At 71.7% G+C, this 24,696-nt stretch carries 20 protein-coding genes; 5 read left to right on the forward strand and 15 right to left on the reverse strand.

The window, feature by feature from the left end; translation table 11 throughout:
- Positions 1-260 precede the first annotated feature (260 nt).
- Positions 261-1,739 (reverse strand): transcriptional repressor NsdA, encoded by a 1,479-nt coding sequence (gene nsdA, locus ACZ4VF_RS32545; protein ID WP_467930511.1) that lies wholly within the window; start codon positions 1,737-1,739, stop codon positions 261-263.
- 474 nt (positions 1,740-2,213) lie between these two features.
- Here nsdA and ACZ4VF_RS32550 point away from each other — a divergent pair, with 474 nt between their 5' ends.
- Positions 2,214-2,870 carry a bifunctional DNA primase/polymerase gene (locus tag ACZ4VF_RS32550; RefSeq protein ID WP_467930512.1) on the forward strand — a complete coding sequence of 219 codons (657 nt, stop codon included), beginning with the start codon at positions 2,214-2,216 and terminating at the stop codon, positions 2,868-2,870.
- 128 nt (positions 2,871-2,998) lie between these two features.
- On the opposite strand, the gene ftsY is transcribed toward ACZ4VF_RS32550, so the two are convergent.
- Complete coding sequence (gene ftsY / locus ACZ4VF_RS32555) at positions 2,999-4,201, reverse strand: signal recognition particle-docking protein FtsY (RefSeq protein ID WP_467930514.1); 1,203 nt, start codon at positions 4,199-4,201, stop codon at positions 2,999-3,001.
- A gap of 170 nt (positions 4,202-4,371) precedes the next feature.
- Between ftsY and ACZ4VF_RS32560 the strand changes: the two genes are divergently transcribed.
- Together ACZ4VF_RS32560 and ACZ4VF_RS32565 are read left to right on the forward strand one after the other, a co-directional pair.
- Positions 4,372-5,820, forward strand: a complete 1,449-nt coding sequence (locus ACZ4VF_RS32560; protein ID WP_467930515.1) for a cytosine permease — start codon at positions 4,372-4,374, stop codon at positions 5,818-5,820.
- Positions 5,821-5,874: 54 nt separating this feature from the next.
- Positions 5,875-6,858, forward strand: a complete 984-nt coding sequence (locus ACZ4VF_RS32565) for an LLM class flavin-dependent oxidoreductase (protein ID WP_467930516.1) — start codon at positions 5,875-5,877, stop codon at positions 6,856-6,858.
- A 1,324-nt stretch (positions 6,859-8,182) separates the two neighbouring features.
- Here the strand turns inward: ACZ4VF_RS32565 and ACZ4VF_RS32570 are convergent.
- The 4 genes from ACZ4VF_RS32570 to ACZ4VF_RS32585 form a co-directional block, all read right to left on the reverse strand.
- On the reverse strand, positions 8,183-9,601 hold the full coding sequence (locus ACZ4VF_RS32570) for a sugar porter family MFS transporter (protein WP_467930518.1): 1,419 nt from the start codon (positions 9,599-9,601) through the stop codon (positions 8,183-8,185).
- Positions 9,602-9,800: 199 nt separating this feature from the next.
- Positions 9,801-13,490 (reverse strand): AAA family ATPase, encoded by a 3,690-nt coding sequence (locus ACZ4VF_RS32575; protein WP_467930519.1) that lies wholly within the window; start codon positions 13,488-13,490, stop codon positions 9,801-9,803.
- 246 nt (positions 13,491-13,736) lie between these two features.
- Complete coding sequence (locus ACZ4VF_RS32580; RefSeq protein WP_023546484.1) at positions 13,737-13,940, reverse strand: hypothetical protein; 204 nt, start codon at positions 13,938-13,940, stop codon at positions 13,737-13,739.
- A 380-nt stretch (positions 13,941-14,320) separates the two neighbouring features.
- Positions 14,321-14,602, reverse strand: a complete 282-nt coding sequence (locus ACZ4VF_RS32585; RefSeq protein WP_467930520.1) for an acylphosphatase — start codon at positions 14,600-14,602, stop codon at positions 14,321-14,323.
- Between the two features lie 236 nt (positions 14,603-14,838).
- On the opposite strand from ACZ4VF_RS32585, the gene ACZ4VF_RS32590 reads away from it, so the two are divergent.
- Positions 14,839-16,035, forward strand: coding sequence for a CAP domain-containing protein (locus ACZ4VF_RS32590; RefSeq protein ID WP_467930521.1), 1,197 nt, complete (start codon positions 14,839-14,841; stop codon positions 16,033-16,035).
- 17 nt (positions 16,036-16,052) lie between these two features.
- On the opposite strand, the gene ACZ4VF_RS32595 is transcribed toward ACZ4VF_RS32590, so the two are convergent.
- Positions 16,053-16,637, reverse strand: coding sequence for a flavodoxin family protein (locus ACZ4VF_RS32595; RefSeq protein ID WP_467930523.1), 585 nt, complete (start codon positions 16,635-16,637; stop codon positions 16,053-16,055).
- A gap of 132 nt (positions 16,638-16,769) precedes the next feature.
- Between ACZ4VF_RS32595 and ACZ4VF_RS32600 the strand changes: the two genes are divergently transcribed.
- Positions 16,770-17,165: a winged helix-turn-helix transcriptional regulator gene (locus ACZ4VF_RS32600; RefSeq protein WP_467930524.1), complete on the forward strand. Its 396-nt coding sequence runs from the start codon at positions 16,770-16,772 to the stop codon at positions 17,163-17,165.
- Here ACZ4VF_RS32600 and mutM read toward each other — a convergent pair.
- The 8 genes from mutM to recG form a co-directional block, all read right to left on the reverse strand.
- Positions 17,138-17,998, reverse strand: a complete 861-nt coding sequence (gene mutM, locus ACZ4VF_RS32605; protein WP_467930525.1) for a bifunctional DNA-formamidopyrimidine glycosylase/DNA-(apurinic or apyrimidinic site) lyase — start codon at positions 17,996-17,998, stop codon at positions 17,138-17,140. The genes ACZ4VF_RS32600 and mutM overlap by 28 nt on opposite strands.
- 264 nt (positions 17,999-18,262) lie before the next feature.
- On the reverse strand, positions 18,263-19,084 hold the full coding sequence (gene rnc, locus ACZ4VF_RS32610; protein WP_467930526.1) for a ribonuclease III: 822 nt from the start codon (positions 19,082-19,084) through the stop codon (positions 18,263-18,265).
- A 19-nt stretch (positions 19,085-19,103) separates the two neighbouring features.
- The gene (rpmF, locus tag ACZ4VF_RS32615) at positions 19,104-19,277 is read right to left on the reverse strand and encodes a 50S ribosomal protein L32 (RefSeq protein WP_003951102.1); all 174 of its coding nucleotides are present in this window, start codon (positions 19,275-19,277) and stop codon (positions 19,104-19,106) included.
- A 2-nt stretch (positions 19,278-19,279) separates the two neighbouring features.
- On the reverse strand, positions 19,280-19,927 hold the full coding sequence (locus ACZ4VF_RS32620) for a YceD family protein (protein WP_467930604.1): 648 nt from the start codon (positions 19,925-19,927) through the stop codon (positions 19,280-19,282).
- A 129-nt stretch (positions 19,928-20,056) separates the two neighbouring features.
- Positions 20,057-21,175 (reverse strand): ATP synthase F0 subunit B, encoded by a 1,119-nt coding sequence (locus ACZ4VF_RS32625; protein ID WP_467930527.1) that lies wholly within the window; start codon positions 21,173-21,175, stop codon positions 20,057-20,059.
- 57 nt (positions 21,176-21,232) lie between these two features.
- Positions 21,233-21,712 carry a pantetheine-phosphate adenylyltransferase gene (coaD, locus tag ACZ4VF_RS32630; protein WP_467930606.1) on the reverse strand — a complete coding sequence of 160 codons (480 nt, stop codon included), beginning with the start codon at positions 21,710-21,712 and terminating at the stop codon, positions 21,233-21,235.
- Positions 21,713-21,738: 26 nt separating this feature from the next.
- Positions 21,739-22,326, reverse strand: coding sequence for a 16S rRNA (guanine(966)-N(2))-methyltransferase RsmD (rsmD, locus tag ACZ4VF_RS32635; RefSeq protein WP_467930528.1), 588 nt, complete (start codon positions 22,324-22,326; stop codon positions 21,739-21,741).
- A gap of 85 nt (positions 22,327-22,411) precedes the next feature.
- Positions 22,412-24,634: an ATP-dependent DNA helicase RecG gene (gene recG, locus ACZ4VF_RS32640; RefSeq protein ID WP_467930530.1), complete on the reverse strand. Its 2,223-nt coding sequence runs from the start codon at positions 24,632-24,634 to the stop codon at positions 22,412-22,414.
- Between the last annotated feature and the right edge of the window lie 62 nt (positions 24,635-24,696).

Below are 24,696 nucleotides of genomic sequence, written 5' to 3' on the forward strand. Positions count from 1 at the left end.
CGCCGGGGTGACAAGGGCGTCCTGCGTGTTACGCCTGGATGAAGCGCCGGAATCCGGGCCCGCCGATCGTTATCGTGGCGCAACCTTCCGGCGGAGCGGACGCGGAACGCACGCGGACCAGCCGCGGAGGAGGGCGGCGAGCGGGCGCCGGGGCAGACGCGGACCGGCCGCGGCGGGCCTTCCGATGACCTGGCATGGGGGAGCCGAGTCGGGCAGTTCGGGAGGACCGGCCGCGGCCGGGGTTCGGGGGTGTGCGGTGGTCAGACGGCTTCGGCGTTCTCCGGCAGGTCGACGGCGAGTTTGTCGGAGAGGTCGACCACGGCGGCGAGGTCGCCGTGGTCGCGGACGGCCGTGTCGACCGTCTTTCGGATACGGGTGTTCACACGCTCGGACCGCACCTTCTTGGCGATGTCCATGGCGTGCGCGGCATAGGCGGTGCTCTCCTCCGGCTCGCGCTGGAGCAGGTGCACGGTGGCCATGCCGATGAGGTTGAGCGCGTACGACCTCTGATGCTCGGTGTCCTTGGCGAACAGCTCCACGGCCCGGCGCATCAGCGGTTCGGCCAGGGAGGCGTAGGTGGGGCTGCGTCCGGCGACGTAGGCGAGGTCGCGGAAGGAGTGGGAGTTCTCGCCGTACAGCTCGGCCTCGGAGAAGAAGCGGATCCAGTCGGGGTCCGGCTCGTCCCAGTCGTCGGCCTCGGCGAAGGTGTCCTCGGCCATGCGGACGGCGCGCTTGGTCTTGCCGGGCTGGCCCATGTTGGCGTAGGCGCGGGCCTCCATCGCATACAGCATGGACTGGGTGCGCGGGCTCGCGCAGTCGCGGCTGCCGTACTGGGCGAGGTGGATCAGCTCCAGGGCGTCCTCGGGCCGGCCGAGATGGATCATCTGGCGGCTCATGCTGGAGAGGATGTAGGAGCCGAGCGGTTTGTCACCGGCTTCCTTGGCGGCGTGCAGGGCGAGCACGAAGTACTTCTGCGCGGTGGGCTGGAGGCCGACGTCGTAACTCATCCAGCCGGCCAGCTCGGCCAGCTCGGCGGCGACCTGGAAGAGCTTGCGGGTGGTGGCCTCGGGCTGGGGTTCCTGGAGCAGGTCGGTGACCTCGTGCAGCTGGCCGACGACGGCCTTGCGGCGCAGGCCGCCGCCGCACTGGGCGTCCCACTGGCGGAACATCCGGGTGGTGGACTCCAGCAGGTCCAGCTCGGGCCGGGAGAGCCGGCCGGGGCGGCGCGGGTCGACGGCGGGCCGGGGCTCGGAGGGGGCCGGGGAGGCCGGGGAGGGCACGAGCCAGCGCTGCATCGGCTCGATGAGCGAGGGGCCGGCGGACAGGGCGAGGGAGGTGCCGAGGAAGCCGCGCCGGGCGAGCATCAGGTCGCTGCGGGAGAACTCGCCGAGCAGGGCGACCGTCTGCGGGCCCGTCCAGGGCAGGTCGACGCCGGAGGCCGCGGGTGACTGGCGGGCGGCACGCAGGCCGAGGTCCTCGATGGAGACGACGCAGCCGAAGCGCTCGGAGAACAGCTCCGAGAGGATGCGCGGGATCGGTTCGCGCGGGTTCTCCCCGTCCAGCCAGCGGCGCACCCGCGAGGTGTCGGTGGAGATGTGGTTGGCGCCCAGCTGGCGTGCCCTGCGGTTCACCTGGCGGGCGAGCTCGCCCTTGGACCAGCCGCTGCGCACGAACCACGAGCCGAGCAGCTCGTTGGGCCGCTTGTCAGCGTGTGTCCCGCTACCGCCGTTGCCGCCCACTGGAACGCCCCCATCTCTGAGACCACTTGTCCCCTGAGACCACTTGTCGCCTGGTGCGCCAAGCCCTATCAGAATGCCGGTGGACGCGGTGTCCCGTCCGTCGGTTCTCACCCTTCGAACGCGTTGACGACTTGCCTCCGGCATACCCACGAGTGCATGTGCCCCCGGGACTCGCACACTCACAGTAATCTTACGATCACCCGTCCAGCCACAGGGTTCCCGGAAACGCCACCATTCGCCACCCCTTCGAATGAACTCACGATCGGCTGCGCGCGATTCACTTGACACAGGACGACCGGGAAGCGGGCGGAGTGATGCACACCGGGGCGTGCATCACCGGGTGTGCCACCCACCGTGCTTCAAGGCGCCGCCTTGGTCCCGCGCCGACGCGGGACGCGGAGCCGTAGCGTTACGTTCCGCTTCCGTCTCGTTCCGTGTCGTAACCACCGGCGCGCCGGACCCGTTGGAGGGGGCATGGGCTTCACGATCGGCGGCATCCGCGAGATCCGCTCCGGCACACGTCGGCGCGGCCGCTCGGCGGAGTGCACCGCCGTGGCCGAGTTCACCGGGCTGTGGGGCTGGGACGTGGTGCCGGGGGCACGCGCCGCCGCGGGCGCCTGCTCCTGCGGGCGGTCCGACTGCCCGGCGCCGGGCGCGCATCCGCTGGACTTCGCCCCCGTGGTGCCGGCCGGGGCCACGCTGGACGAGGTGAGCAAGGCCTGGTCGGAGTTCCCGGGCGCCTCGGTGATGCTGCCGGTCGGCCAGGCGTTCGACGTCATCGAGGTCTCGGAACCGGCCGGCCGCCGCGCCCTGGTCCGTCTGGAGCGCATGGGCCTCCCCCTCGGTCCGGTGACCGCGGGACCGGACGGCCGCGCCCGCTTCCTCGTCGCGCCCGGTGCCGCCGCCGACCTCCCCCGGCTGCTGTACCGCACGGGGTGGGACGACCCGGCCGCGCTGGACCTGCGCGGCCTGGGCCCCGGTACGCACATCACCGCACCGCCCTCCGACCGGGGCGGCCTGGGCCCGGTGCGCTGGCTGCGCCCGCCCGCGCTGGACTCGGCGACGCGTCCCCCGTCGGCGCGGCTGCTGCTGGGCACGCTGGCGTACGTCGCGCACCGGTCGCGGGCCTGACGCCGCACCCGCGGCACACATGGCGAAGCCCCGTCCCCGACTGCACCTCGGGGGCGGGGCTTCTCGCCCGCTCGACCACCCGGGAAGTCCCCCAGGGTGGTTCAAGCGGCCACGGCGAGGTTGTCCGCTCAGTCTCCGATGAGCGCGTCCACGAACGCCTCCGGCTCGAACGGCGCGAGATCGTCCGCGCCCTCGCCGAGGCCGACCAGCTTGACCGGCACGCCCAGCTCGCGCTGGACCGCGATGACGATGCCGCCCTTGGCCGTACCGTCCAGCTTGGTCAGCACGATGCCGGTGATGTCCACGACCTCGGCGAACACACGGGCCTGCACCAGGCCGTTCTGGCCGGTGGTGGCGTCCAGGACGAGCAGCACCTCGTCCAGCGGCGCGTGCTTCTCGACCACGCGCTTGACCTTGCCCAGCTCGTCCATGAGGCCGGTCTTGGTGTGCAGGCGCCCGGCGGTGTCGATGAGGACGACGTCGACCCCCATCTCCTTACCCTCCTTCACCGCGTCGAACGCGACGGAGGCGGGGTCGCCGGCCTCGGGTCCGCGCACGGTGTAGGCACCGACGCGCTCGCCCCAGGTCTGGAGCTGGTCGGCGGCGGCGGCCCGGAAGGTGTCGGCGGCACCGAGGACGACGCTGCGGCCGTCGGCGACGAGCACACGGGCGAGCTTGCCGGTGGTGGTGGTCTTGCCGGTGCCGTTGACGCCGACGACCATCACGATGCCGGGCTTGCGATCCTCCGGCTCGGTCTTCACGGTGCGGTCGACATCGGTGCCGATCAGCTTGAGCAGCTCCTCGCGGAGCAGTCCGCGCAGCTCCTCGGGGGTGCGGGTGCCGAGGACCTTCACGCGTTCACGCAGCCGCTCGACGAGTTCCTGGGTGGGCTGCACGCCGACGTCGGCGGTGAGCAGCGTGTCCTCGATCTCCTCCCAGGTGTCCTCGTCCAGGTGCTCGCGGGAGAGCAGCGTGAGCAGGCCCTGCCCCAGGGCGTTCTGGGAGCGGGAGAGGCGGGCCCTCAGGCGGACCAGCCGGCCCGCGGTGGGCTCCGGGATCTCGATCCCGGGAGCCTCGACGGTCGGAGGTTCCTCCACGACGACCGGTGCGGGGCCGCCGGGGAGATCCACCTCCTCGATCGTGCGGCGCGGTTCGTCGCGCGGCGTCTCGGCCTCGTCGCCGACGTGCGGCTCGGCCGGGGGCGCGGTGATGTCGGGCGTGCGGGGGGGCGGCGGGGGCAGCGGCTTCCGGCGCCGGCTGCCCACGATCAGCCCGCCGAGCGCGCCGAGCACGACCACGGCGATGACTACAGCAAGGATGACGGTTTCCATAACCCGACCAGTATCGGACATGGGGTGCGCCGGAACCCCGTTTGTGGCTTCGTCCGAGAGACAAAGGCCACTTAGCATGAGGACTCGGAGCAAAGTACGATGGTGGGCACGCGATCCACGCGCGTAGAGTCCCCACGTCACCCTGTCCCCCCATGTCTGGCACCTCTTTCATGAGTAAATCCGTCGAGACCGAAGGCGCTCTCGAAACGCGCGGGATCGAGCAGGTCCCCGACCACGAGCGCACCGCGAAGACCCGGGAGCTGTTCCCCACCTGGGTCGGCGCCAACATCAGCGTGCTGCTCCTGACCATGGGCGCGAGCCTGGTCGTGGCGTACCACCTGAACATCTGGCAGGCGCTGGTCGTCGCGGTCGCCGCGCCACTCGTGTCGTACGGCCTGGTGGGTCTGATCGGCATCGCGGGCAAGCGGGGCGGCGCGCCCGGCATGGCGCTGTCGCGGGCCGTGTTCGGTCAGCGCGGCAATCTGCTGCCCGGTTCGCTGATCTGGGTCGCGCGCTGGGGCTGGGAGACCATCAACGCGGTGACCGGCGCGTACGCGATGCTCACCATCCTGGACATCCTGTTCGGCATCAAGGCGAACAGCGTCCTGGACATGGTGACCCTGCTGGCGTTCGTCGTCTCGACCTTCGCGATCTCCGGACTCGGCATCAACGCCGTCCAGAAGTGCAACAAGTACGCGACCTATTTCTTCGGTGTCTTCTCGGTGCTGGTCCTGGCCTATCTGGTGGCGAACACCGACTGGCGGAAGGTGCTGGACCACAGCGCCGGCTCCACGGCCGCGGTCATCACCGGCATCGGCATGATCGCCGCCGGCGGTGTCAGCTGGATCCCGTCCGCCCCGGACTTCACCCGCTACCTGCCGCGCACGGCCTCCTCCAAGGCGATCGTGGGTACGGCGGTCGGCGGCGCCGGTGTCGTCGTGCTGCCCATGGTCCTGATGGGCGCGGTGATGGCGGTGTCCACGCCGGACCTGGCCTCCGCGAGCGACCCGGTGTCCTTCCTTGGCGAGATCCTGCCGACCTGGATCGCCGTGCCGTACCTGTTCATCGCGCTGATCGGCATGCTGCTGATCAACTCGATGTCGATGTACTCGGCGGGCTTCACCGCGCAGACCCTGGGCTTCAAGGTGCCCCGGCACTGGGCGGTCTCGGTGAACGCCGTGATCTCGCTGATCTTCGGCGGGGTGCTGATGCTGGTCGCGACGAGCTTCATGGGCTCGTTCATCGCCTTCCTCTCGCTGCTGGCGGTCGCCTTCTCCGCCTGGGTCGGCGTGTTCGGCGCGGACATGTTCCGGCGCACGGAGTACGACGGCCGGGCGATGGCCGACACCACCCGCACCAGCGCCTACTGGTACAAGGGCGGCTTCTCCCCCGCGGCCGTGGCCGCCTGGGCGGTGGGCCTGCTGTCGGGCCTGATGTTCACCACCTCGGACTGGTTCACCGGCCCGCTCGCGGCGAACAACGTGATCGGCGAGTACGGCCTCGGCTGGGTCGCCACGATCGTGATCTCGGGCGTGCTGTACCTGGTGCTGCCGAAGCCGGCGGTCGAGCGCCCGGCGGCCGGCGCGCCCGCCGAGGAGCCCGAGCCCCTGGCCGTCTGACGCTGCGTCAGCTACCGTCCCCCTCCACCGAGCCGTACCGGAGGGGGACTTCGCATGCCCGTCACCGTCGTACGTTTCAACCTCGTCGCTCCCGGCGCCCCTCCCGCCGCCCTCTCCGCCCGCTACCGAGCCGCCCTGGAGATGGCCGCGTACGCGGACGAGCACGGGATCGGCACCGTGCAGACCGAGGAGCACCACGGCGCCGACGACAACTGGCTGCCCTCGCCGTTCGCCTTCGCGGGCGCGGTGTTCGGCGCGACCCGCCGGATCGCTGTGACGGTGTCGGCGGTGATCGGCCCGCTGCACGATCCGCTGCGGCTGGCGGAGGAGATCGCCGTCCTGGACCTGCTGAGCGGCGGCCGGCTGGTGACCGTGGCCGGGATCGGGTACCGGCCGGAGGAGTACGACCTGTTCGGCGTGGACTGGGGGCGCCGGGGCCGGCTCCAGGACGAGCTGCTCTCGACGCTGCTCGACGCCTGGACCGGCGAGGAGTTCACGTACCGGGGCCGCAGGGTGCGGCTCACCCCGCGGCCGTGCACCGACCCGCACCCGCTGCTGCTGGTCGGCGGCTCCTCCAAGGCCGCCGCCCGCCGGGCCGCCCGGTTCGGCCTGCCCTTCTTCCCGAGCGCGCACCTGCCCGACCTGGAGGCGTACTACAAGGAGAAGCTGACCGAGTACGGCACCGAGGGCTGGACGATGATGCCGGCCGCCGAGACGCCACTCCTCCATCTCGCCGAGGACCCGGACCGGGGGTGGGCCCGGTACGGCGGGCACTTCCTGCACGAGGCCCGGACCTACGCCTCCTGGCAGCCGGGCGGCATCCGCTCGGCGGTGCGGTCGGCGGCCACGACCGTGGCGGAGCTGCGCGCGGAGGGCGTGTACCGGATCCTCACCCCGGAGCAGTGCGTGGCGCAGGGCCTGGAGAGCCTGGTGCTGCATCCCCTGGCGGGCGGGATGCCGGTGGAGGAGGGCTGGCGCAGCCTCGCCCTGTTCGCGGAACGGGTTCTTCCGGCGCTGACGGACCGACCCCGGCCGTGAAGCCGCCACCGAGGAGGACCGGCAGCCCGGCAGGCGCCGCGTGATCGCGCCCGTATGCCGACGGGAGGGGGCGGGGCGCGCACGGCCTGCGGCGCACGGCCTGCGGAGAAACCGGCGGGTTGTGGACACCGGCGCGACCGGGCCGGGGCTGGAGGTGGCGGAGCTGGAGGTGGCGGAGCTGGAGGTGGCGGAGCTGGAGCGTGCCGGGGGGCGGGCATGCTCGGGCTGACGGGGGGGTCGCCGGACTGGAGGTGGCGGAGCTGGAGCGTGCCGGGGGGCGGGCATGCTCGGCTGGGTGACCGGGCTGCTGGCGGTGCTGGGGTGCTGAGATGCTGGGGTGCCGAGTCTGGGGGGTCGCCGGGGCTGCTGGTCTGCTGGGGCTTCTGACCGCTGAGTCTGGTGGTGGAGCTGCTGAGTCTGGCGGGCTGTCGGCGGATGGGAACGGCTGAGCACCGGCACTGCCAGGAAACCTAGGCGGGCCCAGGACACCAGGACAGCCGGGAACCGGGACGGCCGAGAATCGGGGCGGCCGGGAATCGGGACGGCCCAGGACACCAAGACGGCCGGAGACCGAGGGGGCCGGGCCGGGGCAGGCTAGCTGGGAATTGGGCAGGCCCAGGACACCGGAACGGCCGGAGCCGGGGCAGGACACGGACGGGCCCGGGATACCAGGACAGCCGGGAACCGGGGCCGGCTCAGAACACCGGAACGCCGGAAACGGAGGCGGCTGGGGCCGGGACAGGCCTAGGGCACAGGACGGGCCCAGGACACCGGGACAGCCGGGAACCGAGGCAGGCCCAGGACACCGGGCCGATGGGAACCGGGACGGCCGGGAGGCGGGGCGGGCGGGGACCGAGGCAGGCCCAGAACACCAGGGCGACCAAGAACCGGAACGGCCAGAAACCGGGAGCGGCCCAGAACCGACACAAGCCCAGAACACCAGGGCGCCCAAGAAACCGGAACGGCCAGGAAACGGAGCGGCCCGGAACATCAGGGCGGCCGGACACCGGGACGGCCGGGAGGCGGGGCGGGCGGGGACGGAGGCAGGCCCAGAACACCAGGGCGACCAAGAACCGGAACGGCCAGGAAACGGAGCGGCCCAGAACACCAGCGCGGCCGGACACCAGGGCAGCCGGACACCGGGGCGGCCGGGCTCGGGTGTCGGGACGGTCGGCGGCCGTAGTGGGTCGTGGGTGTCGGGTCGTACGACACCGCCGCCCCCGGTCCGGGCAGTGGCCGGGCCGGGGGCGGCGGACGGTTCGAGGGGAGGGGCAGCGGGGACTTGGCCCTTCCCCCCGAGTTCAGGGGTGCCTCGTCACGAGGCTCAGCCCATCTCCTCCAGCGACTTGCCCTTCGTCTCCTTGACGAACTTCAGGACGAACGGGATGGAGAGCGCGGCGAAGACGGTGTAGATCACGTAGGTGCCGGAGAGGTTCCAGTCGGCCAGCGACGGGAAGCTCGCGGTGATGGCCCAGTTGGCGATCCACTGCGCGGCGGCGGCCACGCCCAGCGCGGCGGCGCGGAGCCGGTTCGGGAACATCTCGCCGAGCATGACCCAGACGACCACACCCCAGGACAGGGCGAAGAAGAGGACGAAGACGTGGGCGGCGATCAGGGCGGTCCAGCCCTGCGCGCTCGGGAGCTTGCCGCCGACCAGGTCGTAGCTGAACGCCCAGGCCTCCAGCGCGAGGCCGACGGCCATGCCGACGGAGCCGATGAGGGCCAGCGGCCTGCGGCCGACGCGGTCCACGAAGATCATCGCGATCACGGTGCCGACGATGTTGATGATCGACGTCGTGAAGGAGTAGAAGAACGAGTCCGTCGGGTCGACACCGACCGACTGCCACAGCGTCGAGGAGTAGTAGAACGCGACGTTGATGCCGACGAACTGCTGGAAGACCGACAGGCCGATACCGACCCAGACGATCGGCTTGAAGAAGAACGAGCCGCCGAGCAGGTCCTTGAAGGAGGACTTGTGCTCGCTCTTCATCGCCAGCTCGATCTCGGCGACCCGGGCGTCCAGGTCGATCTCCTTGCCCTCGACCTCGGCGAGGATCTCGCGGGCGCGCTCACGCTTGCCGACGGAGAGCAGGAAGCGCGGGGACTCGGGGATCGCGAAGGAGAGCAGGCCGTAGAGCACGGCCGGGACGACCATCACGCCGAGCATGACCTGCCAGGCCTCCAGGCCCATCAGCTTGCCGCGCTGGTCGCCGCCGGAGGCGTTGAGCAGGCCCCAGTTGACGAGCTGGGAGATGGCGATGCCGACGACGATCGCGGCCTGCTGGAAGGAGCCGAGCCGGCCACGGTAGGCGGGCGGGGCGACCTCGGCGATGTAGGCCGGGCCGATGACGGAGGCCATGCCGATGGCGAAACCGCCGACGATGCGCCAGAAGGCGAGGTCCCACAGCGCGAAGGGCAGCGCGGAGCCGACGGCGCTGATGGTGAACAGGACCGCGGCGATCTGCATGCAGCGGATGCGGCCGATCCGGTCGGCGATGCGGCCGGCGGTGGCGGCGCCGATGGCACAGCCGATCAGTGCGATCGCGATGACCTGGGCGAGTGCGGCGGATCCGATGTCGTAACGGTCGCGGATGGCCTCGACGGCCCCGTTGATGACGGAACTGTCGTAGCCGAAGAGGAAGCCGCCCATCGCGGCAGCCGCTGCGATGAAGATGACGTGCCCGAGATGTTCGGGTTGAGCCGTCCTGGCTCCTGACTGAGGTGCCTGCGCTGTGCTGGTCACGTGTATCTCCTCGGGCCACGGCAACGCTGCCGTGTGGGGTGAGCCCTCTCAGGTGGCGACACCTGAAGGTAAAAGCAACGTTGCAGAGACTATGCCTTCAAGTTTCGAAGTCAATACTTCAACGGCTGTGAGTTTTTAGATACGACACAGCACTCTGTGTTCATTTTTTGAACACAGAGTGAGTTGATCTTGACGCGTGCTACCGCAGGCGCTGCGAGATGACCTTGGACACGCCATCGCCCTGCATGGACACGCCGTAGAGCGCGTCGGCGACCTCCATCGTGCGCTTCTGGTGCGTGATCACGATCAGCTGTGAGGCCTCCTGCAGCTCCTGCATGATCCGGATCAGCCTCTGGAGGTTGGTGTCGTCCAGCGCGGCCTCGACCTCGTCCATGACGTAGAAGGGGCTCGGCCGGGCCTTGAAGATCGACACCAGCAGCGCGACGGCCGTCAGCGAGCGCTCGCCGCCCGAGAGCAGGGAGAGCCGCTTGACCTTCTTGCCCGGCGGCCGCGCCTCGACGTCCACGCCCGTGGTGAGCATGTTGTCGGGGTCGGTCAGCACCAGGCGGCCCTCACCGCCGGGGAACAGCCGGCTGAAGACGCCCTCGAACTCCCGGGCCGTGTCCCGGTAGGCCTCGGTGAACACCTGCTCGACGCGCTCGTCGACCTCCTTCACCACCTGGAGCAGGTCGGCGCGGGTCTTCTTCAGGTCCTCCAGCTGCTCGCTGAGGAACTTGTGCCGCTCCTCCAGCGCCGCGAACTCCTCCAGCGCCAGCGGATTGACCTTGCCCAGCTGCTGGTACGCCCGCTCGGCGGCCTTGAGCCGTTTCTCCTGCTCGGCGCGCGCGAACGGGCGCGGCCGGTTGCGCGGGTGGTCCGGATCCTCGGGCAGCTGCTCGCCGTCGGCGGGGGGCGAGGGCGGCACGGGCTGGTGCGGGCCGTACTCCGCCACCAGCCCCTCCGGTTCGACACCCAGTTCCTCCAGCGCCCTGGCCTCCAGCTGCTCGATGCGCAGCCGCTTCTCGGCACCGAGTACCTCGCCCCGGTGGACCGAATCCGTCAACTTGTCGAGCTCCGCCTTCAGTTCACGGCCCGCCGTACGGGCGGCGGCCAGCTCCTGCTCACCGCGGGCCTTGGCCGCCTCGGCGGCGGAACGCTCCCGCTCGGCCCGCGCGAGGGACACCTCCACGTGCGCGAGCAGCTGCCGGGCCCCGGAGGCGACGGCTTCCGCGACCGCCGCCTCGTGCCGCAGCCGGGCCCGGCGCTGCTCGGCACGCGCGCGTGCCTCGCGTTCGGCGCGGGCCGCCCGGTCGAGCGAGTCGGCGCGGCCGGCGAGCCCCTTGACCCGCTCCTCGTGCGTACGGACCTGGAGGCGGGCCTCCATCTCGGTCTGCCGGGCGTTGGCCCCGTCGGCCGCGAGCCGGTCCCGCACCGAGGCGTCCGGCTCCTCCTCCACCGGCATCTCCTCGGCCACCGCCAGCCGCTCCGCCAGCTCCTCGGCCTCCTGTACGGCCTTCTCCAGCGCCTCCTGCGCACGAGCCGCCGCCGCGGCCGACCGCTCGGCCTCCCCGGCGGCGCCGCGCGCCTGCCCGGCGAGCCGGCCGAGCTGCTGGGCCACGGACGACTTCTCCCGGTCGGCGGCCCGACGGCGCTCTGCGAGTTCCTCCACGAGGGCGGCGGCCTGCTCGCGGTGCTCGGCCGCGGCCTGCTGGGCCCCGGCCAGTTCCGCGCAGCGCACCTCCAGGCCGGCCAGCTCGGCGGCGGCCTCGTCGACGGAGGCCTGCACCTCCAGCAGGCTGGGCGCGCCGGCCGAGCCGCCGTGCGCGAAGTGGGCGCCCAGGAGATCGCCCTCGGCGGTGACCGCGGTCAGCTCCGGGTGGGAGTAGACGACGGCCTCGGCGTCGTCCAGGGTCTCCACCACGACGATCCCGCGCAGGAGGCGGCGGACGGCGGGCATCAGCTCGGCGGGACCGCGGACGAGGTCGGCGGCGGGGAGGGGGGCTGGTGCCGTGCCGGGGAGGGGCGTGCCGGAGAGGTTTTCGGCCGCGGGGCCGGCGGCCCCACGGGAGGCCGGCCCGCCATCGCCGGCCGCCGGCCCGCCATCGGCGGCCGCCGGTCCACCGTGGCCGGAAGCGCCGTCCCCCGCGCTCCTGTGGGGCGCTTCCTCCGGCGCGCCCGTCAGGATCAGGGCCGCCCTGCCCCCGTCCTGTTTGCGGAGCAGGGTGATCGCCTCGGCCGCCGCCGCGGGGGTCGTCACGGCGATGGCGTCTGCCGCCGCGCCGAAGGCCGCCGCCAGGGGGATCTCGTAGCCCGGGGTGACCCTCAGCAGTTCCGCCGCGGGACCCAGGACTCCGGTGAGGCGGTCGCGGGCGCCGAGCAGTATGCCGGTGCCGTCCTTGCGTCGGAGGCCCAGGGCCAGGGCCTCGTGGCGGGCCTGGGTCGCGGCGCGGCTGCGCTCGGCCGTGGTGAGTGCCTCGCGGGCCGCGCCCAGGGCCGCTTCCGCCTCCGCCAGCCGGCGCCTGGCAGCCTCGTGCCGCTCGGCCAGGTCGGCGTCGCCGGCGTCGAGGCCGTCGACCTCGGCCTGGAGGGCCTCGTACTCCTCCTGGGCACGGACCGCGCGTTCCTGTGCCTCGTCACGGGCCGTGGCCAGCCGGTCGATCTCGGCCTGCGCGGCGGCCGCGCGGGAGCGGGCCGCGTTGACCTGCCCGGACAGGCGGGCCAGGCCCTCACGGCGGTCGGCGATGGCGCGGGCGACGTCCTTGAGCCGGCGCTCCTCGGCCGCCAGCTCGCGCTCCAGTTCGGCGCGGTGGGCGACCGTGTCGTCCAGTGCCCGCTGGGCCGCCTCCAGGGCCGCCTCCAGCTCCGCCTCCTGTTCCCGGACGCGGGCGGCCTCGCGCTCCAGCTCCTCCGGGTCCCGGCCGCGCCGCTCCTCCGGCGGGGCGGAGGTGGCGCTCTTGACCCGGGCGTCGGCCAGCGAGACGGTGCCGCGCACGCGCTCGGCCAGCTGGGACAGCTCGTACCAGGTCTGCTGGGCGCGCTGGAGGCGCGGGGCGAGGCGGCGGACCTCGTCCTCCAGCAGGGCCTCGCGGTGGAGGGCCTTCTTCAGCTCCTGTTCCGCGGTGTCCTTGCGTTCCTTCAGGGCGGCCTCGTCGGCGATCTCGGCGCTGAGGGCTTCCCGCAGGCGTACGAGGTCGTCGGCGAGGAGTCGCAGTCGGGCGTCGCGGAGGTCGGCCTGGATGACGGCGGCCCGGCGGGCGACGGCGGCCTGCCGGCCGAGGGGCTTGAGCTGGCGCCGCAGCTCGTCGGTGAGGTCCTGCACGCGCGCGAGGTTGGCCTGCATCGCGTCCAGCTTGCGCAGCGCCTTCTCCTTGCGCTTGCGGTGCTTGAGGACGCCGGCCGCCTCCTCGATGAAGGCGCGGCGGCCCATGGGGTCGGCGTGCAGGACGGAGTCGAGCTGGCCCTGGCCGACGATGACGTGCATCTCGCGGCCGATGCCGGAGTCGGAGAGGAGCTCCTGGATGTCCAGCAGCCGGCAGGTGTCGCCGTTGATCTGGTACTCGCTGCCGCCGTTGCGGAACATGATCCGCGTGATGGTGACCTCGGCGTACTCGATGGGCAGGGCCCCGTCGGAGTTGTCGATGGTCAGGGACACCTCGGCGCGGCCGAGCGGCGGGCGGCCGGTGGTGCCGGCGAAGATGACGTCCTCCATCTTGCCGCCGCGCAGCGACTTGGCGCCCTGTTCGCCCATGACCCAGCTGAGCGCGTCCACGACGTTGGACTTGCCCGAGCCGTTCGGGCCGACGACGCACGTGATGCCGGGTTCGAACCGGAGCGTGGTCGCGGAGGCGAACGACTTGAACCCGCGGAGGGTCAGGGCCTTGAGGTGCACGCCGCTGGACTCTACCCGCCGCCGCTGTCTCACTCCATGAACGCTCGCGACCGCGCGGTTTCGTCATTGAACAGGCAGGGCACACCAGATGGTGAAGAGGGTGAAAGGATGTGCGGGGGAAAGAAAGAAGGGACGCCGAAGCGTCCCTTGCAACTCTGACGACTGGATCTCAGTCGTCCGATCAACTTGAGCGGTTGATACGGGCAGCCTGATCGCTGTGACTGCTGTTGTGGAGCGTGGCAACGATCAGGTGAGCGCAGGCTCCGCCTGGTGTGCGTCGATGCTCTCCATGATCCTGTCCTGAGAGGCGGCAGCCGTCAGCGCGTCGTTCTCCGCCTGGATCCGTACGAGCTCGGACTCCAGGTCCTGAACACGCTGCTGCAGCCGTCGCATCTCGGCGAGGAGTCGAGGGTCGGAGCCGCCGACGTAACCGAGAAGCGCCTTTGCCATGATGGATGGTCCTCCACAATGAGTGACCGACCGATGCGGTGTGGGTCGTGAGGGATTCGCACCCGCGGTGCTTGGCACATCGGGGTGTTGCTCTGCTGTTGTTCCATGCCAAACAGCTAAGGTGCGCGGGGCTTTCAGCGTCTCACCAAAAAGTTTGACGGTCAACACGATCACACCCTGTATTGGGGGGCGAACCGGGGTGCGCGGCCGGAAAGACGGCGGCGCTGTGACTCCTCCGGGCCCTCAGGGTGTGGCGACCAGCAGTACGTGCGGAGCCTGCCATGCCGCGCCCGTCTTGGCAACCACCAGGGCGTTTCCGCTTCCGCACATGCCCCCGGCAGCTTGCCCCGCGCCGGGACGCGGGGCTTCGGGGCCCGGGATCAGCGGATGGCGAAGCCGTCGTAGCCGCCGCGCGGTGTGTCCCAGATCTCGGTGACGCCGTCCACGCGCCCGGGCGTGTCGCTGCTCTGGAGCCATTCCAGCAGTCCCTCGCACCCCTCCCGTGACCCCTCGGCGACCACCTGGACCCGGCCGTCGGCCAGATTGAGAGCAAAACCACTCAGCCCGCCGATCTCCAGCGCCTTGGCCCGCGTGAACCAGCGGAAACCCACGCCCTGCACGTGTCCACGCACCCAGGCGATCAGTCGTACGTCCTCGCTCATGGGTGCAACCTAACCGGCCGGTGTCATGCGGGACACATCGTCCCCGAGCGCCATGAGGTACCGTCCGGACCCAATGAATCCCATCTGAAACTCACTCGATGGAGTGAGTCGGGTTGGCCGGACGGAGTCACTCACCACGCGTCGCCCGCACGCGCGTCGCTCACCGGGGAGTCGCCTGCCGCGGGGGCACCGGTCGGCCGCGAGCACGAGGAAGCACGAGGAAGAGGGCCAAGGACATGGGACGCCACCGACGCTCCGCCGCCGGCCGCGCCGCGGGTGTCACACAGACGCAGCACTCGGGCTCCGGCTCCGGCTCTGGCTCCGGGAGCGGGGACGCGTGGCACTCGTCCCCGGGCGAACGCCGGATACCCATGGGCATAGCGCCCTATCTGAACCCCGAGGCCTACGCCGAGGCGACCGCCAAGGCGCAGGCCTATCTCTTCGCCGCGGACGACACCGGCTCGGCGTCCTCGTCCCGCTCCGGCGCTCCCGTCCCGGCCGGCGGCCCGCCCCGTGAGCGTCACCGGCGCGGCAGGGCCGGACGGCCGGTGCGTGCGGGTCTGCTCGGGGTGTCCGCGGCCGTGGCGCTCGGCACGGTCGCGGTGACCACGGGCGTGGTGCCCGGCCTGGACCACTACCGGCTCGGTGGCAGCACGCACAACGCCGGCGGGGACCGGGTGGGGTCCGCGGCCGCTCCCGGCAACACGGCCGGCGAGCAGGGCGGCACCTCGGGCAGCGTCGACAGTCCCGCCGCGACGCCCACCGCCGGGACCGCCGGCCGCGCCGGCTCCCCGAGCCCGTCGGCCTCCGCCTCCCCCTCTTCGCCCTCCCCCTCGGTGTCCGCCTCGAAGTCCGCGTCGAAGTCCGCGTCGCCGACCCGGACCCCGTCGAAGACGCCCGCGAGGACGCCGGCGCCGAGGACCACCCCCAGGGCCACCCCGGCGAAGCCCTCCGCCTCGCCCAGGCCGAAGGGCACCCCGTCCCGCACGGCCACCACGGCACCGGCGGCCACCAAGGCACCGGCACCGGCCTCCACGCCCGAGACGGTGTCGCGCGAGGCCGCCGTCGAGGCCGAGGTGCTGAAGCTCGTCAACGAGGAGCGGACGAAGGCCGGCGTCAGCCCGCTGGCGGCGAACTCCTCGCTGACGAAGCTGGCGGAGTCGTTCAGCGACGACATGGCCGCGCGGGACTTCTTCGACCACACCGACCCGGACGGCAGGTCACCGTGGGACCGGGCCGCGGCGGCCGGTGTCACCGACCTGGGCGGCGAGAACATAGCCCGCGGCCAGGCCGACGCGGCGGCCGTGCTGCAGGCCTGGATGAGCAGCCCCGGCCACCGCGCCAACATCCTGAACCCCGACTTCAAGACCCTCGGCGTCGGCGTCCACTTCGGCCCGGGCGGCCCGTGGTGGACGCAGGACTTCGGGTACTGAGGCCCTCCGCGGGAGCCTTACGCGGCGGCGCGGCCGCGCGTGAAGACCGTGGCCGTCTCGGCCACCCGGCGGCCCAGGTGCTCGGCGGTCGCCACGTCGGCCTTGTGGACGCCCTCCGGGCCCTGGTCGTTGTTGCTCTGGGCGGCCGCGCCGGCGAAGAAGCCGAGGCGGTTGAGGTCGTTCTCGGAGGCGGTGCTGCTGTTCCAGCCGGGGAGCAGGCCCAGGTTGACCCAGTGCATGCCGTGCTGGGCGGCGAGCGTCTGGAAGAACTGCAGGGTGTGCAGCTTGTCGCCGCTCTTGGAGGCGGAGTTGGTGAAGCCGGCGGCCAGCTTGTCCTTCCAGTCCTGGCCGGACCAGCGCTTGGAGGAGGCCTCGGCGAAGGCGTGGAAGGCGCCGGAGGCGGTGCCCATGTAGGTGGGCGAACCGAAGACGATCGCGTCGGAGCGGTCCAGCGTCTCCCACTGCTCGTCGGTGATCTCGTCCACCTTGATCAGGTGGACCTCGGCGCCCGCGTCGAGGGCACCCGCGCGGACGGCCTCGGCGAGGACGGCGGTGTGGCCGTAGCCGGAGTGGTAGGCGATGGAAACGACGGGCGTGGTCATGCGTACTCCTCGAAAGGCAGCGGAAAGCGGCAGCTCGCGTGGAGAGCGGCCGGAAGCAATGACGAAAGGAAAGCACTAACTTCTGGTTAGTGCAACCTGGCAGTGAGCGCTGTGCGGGCGTACCCTTGCGGTATGACCGTCACCGCCCAGGACCACGACGACCTCGCGTACAACGTCTTCGCCAAGGCCTGCCCGTCGCGCGGCACGCTGGAGCACGTCACGGGCCGCTGGGGCGGGCTGACGCTCGGCGCGCTGTACGAGGGCTCGCTGCGCTTCAACGAGCTGCGCCGGCGCGTGGACGGGGTGAGCGAGAAGATGCTGTCCCAGACGCTGCACGCGCTGGAGCGCGACGGCCTGGTGTTCCGTGAGGCCCAGCCGACGAATCCGCCGCGCGTGGACTACGAGCTGACCCCGCTGGGCCGGCAGGTCGCCGAGCGGCTGCTGGCGCTCATCCACTGTGTGGAGGGCGCGATGGACGACGTCCTCGCGGCCCGCGCGCGTTACGACGAGACGCGCGGCGCCCTCTGACACTTAGGACAGAAGTAGCTGGACCGGTTCATCCAGGGGCGGCGGCGCATGGGGGTGCCGCAGCGCTTGCAGGGCAGGCCCTCGCGGCCGTACGCGTCCAGGGAGCGGTCGAAGTAGCCGGACTCGCCGTTGACGTTGACGTACAGGCTGTCGAAGCTGGTGCCGCCGACGGCGAGGGCCTCGTTCATCACGTCCCGGACGTGGCCGAGGAGTTCCGCCGTGACCGGGCGGGTGAGGTTGGCCGTCGGGCGTTCGTAGTGGACGCGGGTGCGCCACAGGGCCTCGTCCGCGTAGATGTTGCCGACCCCGCTGATCAGCGACTGGTCCAGCAGGGCCCGCTTGATGGTGGTCCGCTTGCGGCGCAGCGCCCGGTGGAAGGCGTCGTCGTCGAAGAGCGGGTCCAGCGGGTCGCGCGCGATGTGCGCGATGACGTCGGGCAGGCCGCCCGCGGTGTTGTCGTGCAGCGACAGGCCACCGAAGGTGCGCTGGTCCACGAAGCGGAGTTCGGTGCCGAGGCCGTCGGCGAACCGGACGCGGATGCGCAGGTGCTTCTCGTCCGGCGCGTCGTGCGGCTGGACCAGCAGTTGCCCGCTCATCCCGAGGTGGGCGAGGACGGACTGGTTGGTCTCCTCCAGCGGCAGCCACAGGTACTTGCCGCGCCGGCGGGGCGTGCCGATGTGGTGGCCCTTGAGCCGGTGCGCGAAGTCGTCGGGCCCGGCGACGTGCCGGCGCACGGCACGGGGGTGCAGCACCTCGGTCTCGGCGACGGTCCGGTGGGCGACCCAGCGCTCCAGGCCCCGCCGGACGACCTCGACCTCGGGCAACTCGGGCACGGTACTCCTTCGGGCGACTGCGGAGGGCGGCTCTCGGAAAGCTGAGGGCAGGGTATCCCGGGGCCCGCTCGGCCGGCCGGGGTCCTCTTGGGCCGGCCGGTGCGGCCGCGACGGCGTGCTCGCGTGGGCCGGCCGCGACGGCGTGGTCGATGGGCCGGCCGCGAGCGCGTGTGTGCGTGGGCGGAGCCGTGGCCGGCCCGGGAACGGACCGAGCGCCCGCCTCCGCCGGGGGCGGGACGGGCGCTCGGGTGGTGCTGTTTCCGGTCAGGCGGTGGCGGACGACGTGTCGCCGCCCTTGACGGCCTCGTCGGCCGTCTCCCTCACAGGCTCCTTGGCCACCTTGGCGCGCTCGTCCGCGGCCGCGCGGATGGAACGCCAGGCGGACTCGGCGGCCTGCTGCTCCGCCTCCTTCTTGCTGCGGCCGGTGCCGGTGCCGTACGAGACGCCTCCGACGCGGGCGGCAGCAGTGAAGGTCTTCTCGTGGTCGGGGCCGGTCTCCGTGACCAGGTACTCGGGCACGCCGAGCCCCTCGATCGCGGTCAGCTCCTGGAGGGACGTCTTCCAGTCCAGGCCGGCACCGAGGTTGGAGGACTTCTCGATCAGCGGGTCGAACAGGCGGTGCACCAGTTCGGAGGCCGCGTCGAGGCCCTGGTCGAGATAGACCGCGCCGATCACCGCTTCCAGGGTGTCGGCGAGGATGGATGCCTTGTCCCGGCCGCCCGTGCCCTCTTCACCACGGCCGAGCCGGATGAAGGCGCCCAGGTCGAGGCCACGGCCGACCTCCGCCAGCGCACGCGAGTTGACCACCGCGGCCCGCAGCTTGGCCAGCTGGCCTTCGGGCAGGTCGGGGTGGGTGCGGTACAGCGTGTCCGTGACGACGAGACCGAGCACGGAGTCCCCCAGGAACTCCAGCCGCTCGTTCGTCGGCAGACCGCCGTTCTCGTACGCGTAGGAACGGTGGGTCAGCGCACGCACCAGAAGGGCGGACTCGACCTGGTAGCCGAGCCGCCCTTCCAGAAGCGTGTGGGACGAGGCCTGCGGACTACCCCCGCGCATGCGGGGACCAGCTGCTTTCGCGTCTGTCATCGGGCCTCTCACCAGCCACTCAGACTTCGAGGACCTGGCGCTTGTTGTAGGTGCCGCACGACGGGCACGCGATGTGCTGCTGCTTGGGCTCGTGGCAGCGCTCGCACGCAACCAGGGTGGGGACCGCAGCCTTCCACTGCGACCGGCGGTGGCGCGTGTTGCTGCGCGACATCTTCCGCTTCGGAACAGCCACGGCTACTTCTCCTGCTTCTCGTCGACGCCCGCTTCGGCGGCGCCGCTCATCTCGTCCTTCTCGCCGTCCGTCGTCGAACCGGCGAGTCCCTGCAAAGCCGCCCAACGGATGTCGACGGCGTCGTGGTGGTGGTCCGGGTCGTCCGCGAGCCGCACTCCGCACTCGGAGCACAGGCCCGGGCAGTCTTCCTGGCACACCGGCTGCATCGGCAGTGCGAGCACCACCGCATCGCGCAGCAGAGGTTCGAGGTCGAAGAGTCCGTCCTCGAGGAAGAACCTGTCCTCGTCGTCCTCGGCGTCGTCGCCCGGTTCCGCGATCACACGGCCCCGGTCGTCGGCGTCAGGGTACGAGAACAGTTCCTGGAAGTCCGCTTCGAGCTCCAGCCCGACCGGCTCCAGACACCTTACGCACTCCCCCTCGGCCTGTGCACGGGCGGTGCCTGTGACAAGCACCCCTTCCAGGACCGACTCCAGCCGAAGTTCGAGTTCGACCGGGGCGCCTTCCGGCACTCCGATGACCCCCTGGATGCCGAGATCGGCGGGAGCGTCGATCGTGCGGGTCAGGCGCTGGAGCGCGCCAGGACGCCGACCCAGCTCGTGCGTGTCGAACACGAGGGGGTTGCGGTGGTCGAGGCGGGCGTTGGAGGCCATTCCTGCTTTCGATCTGTGAACTCGGAGGGACGCCGCCCGTCGGTGTTCCGGGGCAGCGGTGATCGCGGACATACGCGCGACCGAAGAGCCAGGATACTGGACCTTTCGCTCTGCGCCCAATCCGGTGCGCTACAGGCCCCGGCCCTGCTCGTACGCCCTCAGCTGCTCCGCGCTGATCATGCCGGTGTCGAAGAGGCTGGTCTCGTCCAGGGCGTAACCCTGCTGCCCCTGGGACTCGGGCTGGTGCGCCTGCGGCTGGTGCTGGGGCTGCTGGGGGTCGTAGCCGCCCTGCTGGGCGTCGTAGCCCTGGTAGGCGTAGGGGTCGGGCTGCTGGTAGCCGTACGGGTCCTGCTGCGGGGGGTAGCCGGGCTGCTGCGGGAAGCCCGTGTAGGGGTCCTCCTGCCGGAGGGGGGCGCCTCCCGCCGGAGCGTAGCCGGAGCCGGGGGAGTAGGCGGGCTGCGGTGCGTACGACGGCTGCGGCTGCGGCTGTTCCTGGGGCTCGGACTGCCGCCGGTCCGCGCGGTCGCCGTCCGCGAGGGCCGCGAGGTCGGCGAGGTAGTCGGCGTCGCTGGAGTGCTGGAAGGTCGTGGTGTCGTCGGCGAGGGCGCCGAGGTCGTCGGTGGCGATCCGGCCGTGCAGCTTCTGCCGGCCCCGGCCGACGGCCTCCAGGGTCTTGGCGAGGACCGCCTCGAAGGCGCCGAGCTTGGCGTCCACGTAGGCGTCGGCGTCGTGGCGCAGGGTCGCCGGGTCCTGGCTGCGCTCGGGGGCGTCCTCGTCCTCGTAGCCGTTCTCGTCCAGGCCGGGCCCGGTGCCGAGGAGCTTCTCGCGGCCACGGCCGACCGAGCCGAGGGTCTTGGTGAGGACGACCTCGAAGTTGGCGAGCTTGGAGTCGACGTAGTCGTCGGCCTCGGCGCGGATCTCCTCGGCCTCCTGGCGGGCCTCGGCGAGGATCCGGTCGGCCTCGGCCTGGGAGCGGCGGGCGATCTCGGTGTCGGAGATCAGCGAGCCGCGCTCGGCGCGGGCGTTCTCGATGATCCGCTCGGCCTCCAGCCGGGCCTGCTCGACCATCTGCTCACGGTCGCCGATCAGCTCCTGCGCCTGGGCGAGGGAGCCGGGCAGCGCCTGGCGCAGCTCTTCGAGCATCGCGAGCAGCTCGGCGCGGTTGACCACGCACGATGCCGACATGGGCATGGACCGGGCACCGGAGACCGTGGAGACGATCTCGTCGAGCTTCTTCTGCACGTCCACCTGTGCTCGCCACTCTCTACAGCCGGGTTGGAGACGGACGGGACGACTGTAGCCCCATCAGTCCTGGGCGAGGCGCTTGTTGAGTGCCTCCAGGACCTCGGCCGGCACCAGGTGGGAGACGTCGCCGCCCCAGGCCGCGACCTCCTTGACGAGGGAGGAGGAGAGGAAGCTGTAGGTGGGGTTGGTGGGCACGAACAGTGTTTCGACGCCGGTGAGGCCGTTGTTCATCTGGGCCATCTGGAGTTCGTAGTCGAAGTCGCTGACCGCGCGCAGGCCCTTGACGATGGCCGGGATGTCGCGCTGCTTGCAGAAGTCGACGAGGAGGCCGTGGAACGCCTCCACGCGGACGTTGGCGTACTCGGCGGTGACCCGGCGGATCAGCTCGATCCGCTCCTCGATCTCGAACAGGCCCTTCTTGGACTTGTTGATCATCACCGCGACGTAGACCTCGTCGTAGAGACGGGAGGCTCGGGCGATGATGTCGAGATGTCCGTTGGTGATCGGGTCGAACGACCCGGGACAGACGGCGCGGCGCACTTGTGATCCCTCGCTCTCCGGTCCGGTCATCGTGCGTCTTCGCACGTAGAGGCGGCGCGACCGTACCAAAACGTTCCCTCGCCGTAGCGACGGGACCGGATCGCCTCGAAGCCGTCCGGCCAGTGGAATTCGCCGCCTCTGGTGCTGCGCTCCACGGTGACGAGCGCTTGCTCAGCGAGCCAGCGTTCCGAGCGGAGTGTGAGCAGGATCTCCCGAAGATCGTCGTCCGAGACGGCGTACGGGGGGTCGAGGAAGACCAGGTCGTACGGCTCTTCCGGGGCGGGCTGCCTGACGACCTGTTCCGCTTTGCCCGTTCTGACCTCGGCGCCGGGAAGGCCCAGGTTCTTCACGTTCTCGCGGACGATCCGCGCGGCCCGGGCGTCCGCCTCGACCAGCAGGGTGTGGCTCGCGCCCCGGGACAGGGCCTCCAGGCCCACGGCTCCCGAGCCGGCGTAGAGGTCCAGGACCCGTTCGCCGTCCAGCGGGCCGCCGAGGAGGGACTGCCAGGTGGAGAAGAGGCCCTCGCGTGCGCGGTCCGAGGTGGGGCGGGTGCCGGTGCCCGGGGGTACTGCGAGGCGCCGTCCGCCGGCCCGGCCGGCGATCACGCGGGTCATGTGGGGTCCTTCTCGGTGGGCGGCTGTACGGGTTCATTGTGGCTGGTCGCGCGCTTCTTTGCGCCGCCCCCGGGAGGGGGCCGTCTCACCCCTTGTCCAAGTACTGCTCCCTCTCCTCGTCCAGGAGGGCGTCCAGCGCCGTCCGCAGAGCCGGCAGGCCGGTCAGCTCGGGGTCGGCCGCCACCACCGCCGCCGCTTCCTCCCTCGCCTCCGCGATGACCTCCTCGTCCTCGATGACCGCGAGGACCCGCAGGCTGGAGCGGGCACCGGACTGGGCCTGGCCGAGGACGTCGCCCTCGCGCCGCTGTTCGAGGTCGATGCGGGACAACTCGAAGCCGTCGAGCGTGGAGGCGACGGCGGCCAGGCGCTGGCGGGCGGGGCCGGCCTCGGGCATCTCGGTGACCAGGAGGCACAGACCGGGCGCGGAACCCCGGCCGACCCGGCCGCGCAGCTGGTGGAGCTGGGAGACGCCGAAGCGGTCGGCGTCCATGATGACCATGGCCGTGGCGTTGGGGACGTTGACGCCGACCTCGATGACGGTGGTGGCGACCAGGACGTCCGTCTCGCCGGCGGCGAAGCGGCGCATCACCGCGTCCTTGTCGTCGGGGTGCATACGGCCGTGCAGCACCTCCACCCGCAGCCCCTTCAGGGGACCCCGGGCGAGCTGGTCGGCGACGTCGAGCACGGCCAGCGGGGGGCGCTTGTCCCCCTCGTCCTCGCCGGACTTCTTCCTGCCCGCCTTCTTCGGGTCGTCCTCCTCGTCCCCGATGCGGGGGCAGACGACGTACGCCTGGTGGCCGGCCTCGACCTCCTCGCGGACGCGTTCCCAGGCGCGGGCCAGGAAGTGCGGTTTGTCGGCGGCCGGGACGACATGGCTGGCGATCGGGGAGCGGCCGGCCGGGAGCTGGTCGAGGACCGAGGTCTCGAGGTCGCCGAAGACGGTCATGGCGACCGTGCGCGGGATGGGGGTGGCCGTCATGACGAGGAGGTGCGGGGACCGCCGCTCCCCCTGGGAGTGCGCCTTGCCGCGCAGGGCGTCGCGCTGTTCCACACCGAAGCGGTGCTGTTCGTCCACCACGACCAGGCCCAGGTCGTGGAACTGGACCTTGTCCTCGATGAGGGCGTGGGTGCCGATGACGACACCCGCCTCGCCGGTGGCCAGGTCGAGCAGGGCCTGGCGGCGGGCCGCCGCGCCCATCGAGCCGGTGAGCAGGACGACCTTGGTGGCGTGCTCGGCGCCGCCCAGCATGCCCTTCTCGGCCAGCTCGCCCATCATCTCGGTGACCGAGCGGTGGTGCTGCTGGGCCAGGACCTCGGTGGGCGCGAGCATGGCCGCCTGCCCGCCCGCGTCGACCACGGCGAGCATGGCGCGCAGGGCGACCATCGTCTTGCCGGATCCGACCTCGCCCTGGAGGAGACGGTGCATGGGGTGGGCGGTGGCCAGGTCGGCGAAGATCTCCTGGGAGACCTTCCGCTGGCCCTCGGTGAGGGTGAAGGGGAGGCGGTCGTCGAAGGCGGCGAGGATGCCGTCCGGCCGGGGGACGCGCGGGACAGCGGCGAGCTGGGTGTCGGCGTGCCGGCGGCGGGCCAGGGCGACCTGGAGGACGAAGGCCTCGTCCCACTTCAGGCGGGCGCGGGCGTCGGCGATGTCGGCCTTGGTGTGCGGGCGGTGGATCTTGAGCAGGGCCTCGGGGAGCGGGAGCAGGCCACGGCCCTCGCGGAGGCTCTCGGGCAGCGGGTCGAGGGCTTCCTGGACGCTCGGCAGGACCGTCTGCACCGCCTTGCCGATCTTCCAGGACTCCAGCTTGGCGGTGGCCGGGTACAGGGGGATCAGCGCGCCGGCCCAGTTCTCGACCGCCTCCTCGCCCTCGCCTCGGAGCAGCTCGTAGGCCGGGTGGGCGAGTTGGAGGCGGCGGTTGAAGACGGAGACCTTGCCGGCGAACATCGCGCGGGTGCCCGGCAGCAGATCCTTGTGGGGTTTGTGGACGCCGTTGCCGAAGAAGACGAGCTGGAGCCGGCCGCTGCCGTCGGTGATGGTGACCTCGAGGCGCTGGCCCTTGCCGCGCGGGGCCCTGGCCGAGGCGAAGGTGTGCAGGCGGGCGTCGGCGACCTGGGCGACCACCGTGACGTGCTCGTCCATCGGGAGGTCGGCGAGGTGGGTGAGCTGGCCGCGCTCCTCGTATCTGCGGGGGTAGTGGTGCAGCAGGTCGCCGACGGTGTGCAGGCCGAGGTGCTCGGCCATCACCTTCGCGGTGGCGGGGCCGAGCACCTTCTTGAGCGGTTCTTGCAGTGCGGGCACGAGATCCATTGCACACCACGGCACTGACAATGCCGTAGACCCCGCCCTGGAAGGTTCCGGGCCGGACGCCG

This window comes from Streptomyces sp. NPDC029151, assembly GCF_055564315.1.

Bases quoted from the DNA above. Each gene is read 5' to 3' on its own strand.
- ACZ4VF_RS32550 (WP_467930512.1), top strand. From the start codon at position 2,214: ATGGGCTTCACGATCGGCGGCATCCGCGAGATCCGCTCCGGCACACGT.
- ftsY (WP_467930514.1), bottom strand. From the start codon at position 4,201: ATGGAAACCGTCATCCTTGCTGTAGTCATCGCCGTGGTCGTGCTCGGC.
- ACZ4VF_RS32560 (WP_467930515.1), top strand. From the start codon at position 4,372: ATGAGTAAATCCGTCGAGACCGAAGGCGCTCTCGAAACGCGCGGGATC.
- ACZ4VF_RS32565 (WP_467930516.1), top strand. From the start codon at position 5,875: ATGCCCGTCACCGTCGTACGTTTCAACCTCGTCGCTCCCGGCGCCCCT.
- ACZ4VF_RS32580 (WP_023546484.1), bottom strand. From the start codon at position 13,940: ATGGCAAAGGCGCTTCTCGGTTACGTCGGCGGCTCCGACCCTCGACTC.
- ACZ4VF_RS32585 (WP_467930520.1), bottom strand. From the start codon at position 14,602: ATGAGCGAGGACGTACGACTGATCGCCTGGGTGCGTGGACACGTGCAG.
- ACZ4VF_RS32590 (WP_467930521.1), top strand. From the start codon at position 14,839: ATGGGACGCCACCGACGCTCCGCCGCCGGCCGCGCCGCGGGTGTCACA.
- ACZ4VF_RS32595 (WP_467930523.1), bottom strand. From the start codon at position 16,637: ATGACCACGCCCGTCGTTTCCATCGCCTACCACTCCGGCTACGGCCAC.
- ACZ4VF_RS32600 (WP_467930524.1), top strand. From the start codon at position 16,770: ATGACCGTCACCGCCCAGGACCACGACGACCTCGCGTACAACGTCTTC.
- rnc (WP_467930526.1), bottom strand. From the start codon at position 19,084: ATGACAGACGCGAAAGCAGCTGGTCCCCGCATGCGCGGGGGTAGTCCG.
- ACZ4VF_RS32620 (WP_467930604.1), bottom strand. From the start codon at position 19,927: ATGGCCTCCAACGCCCGCCTCGACCACCGCAACCCCCTCGTGTTCGAC.
- rsmD (WP_467930528.1), bottom strand. From the start codon at position 22,326: ATGACCCGCGTGATCGCCGGCCGGGCCGGCGGACGGCGCCTCGCAGTA.
- recG (WP_467930530.1), bottom strand. From the start codon at position 24,634: ATGGATCTCGTGCCCGCACTGCAAGAACCGCTCAAGAAGGTGCTCGGC.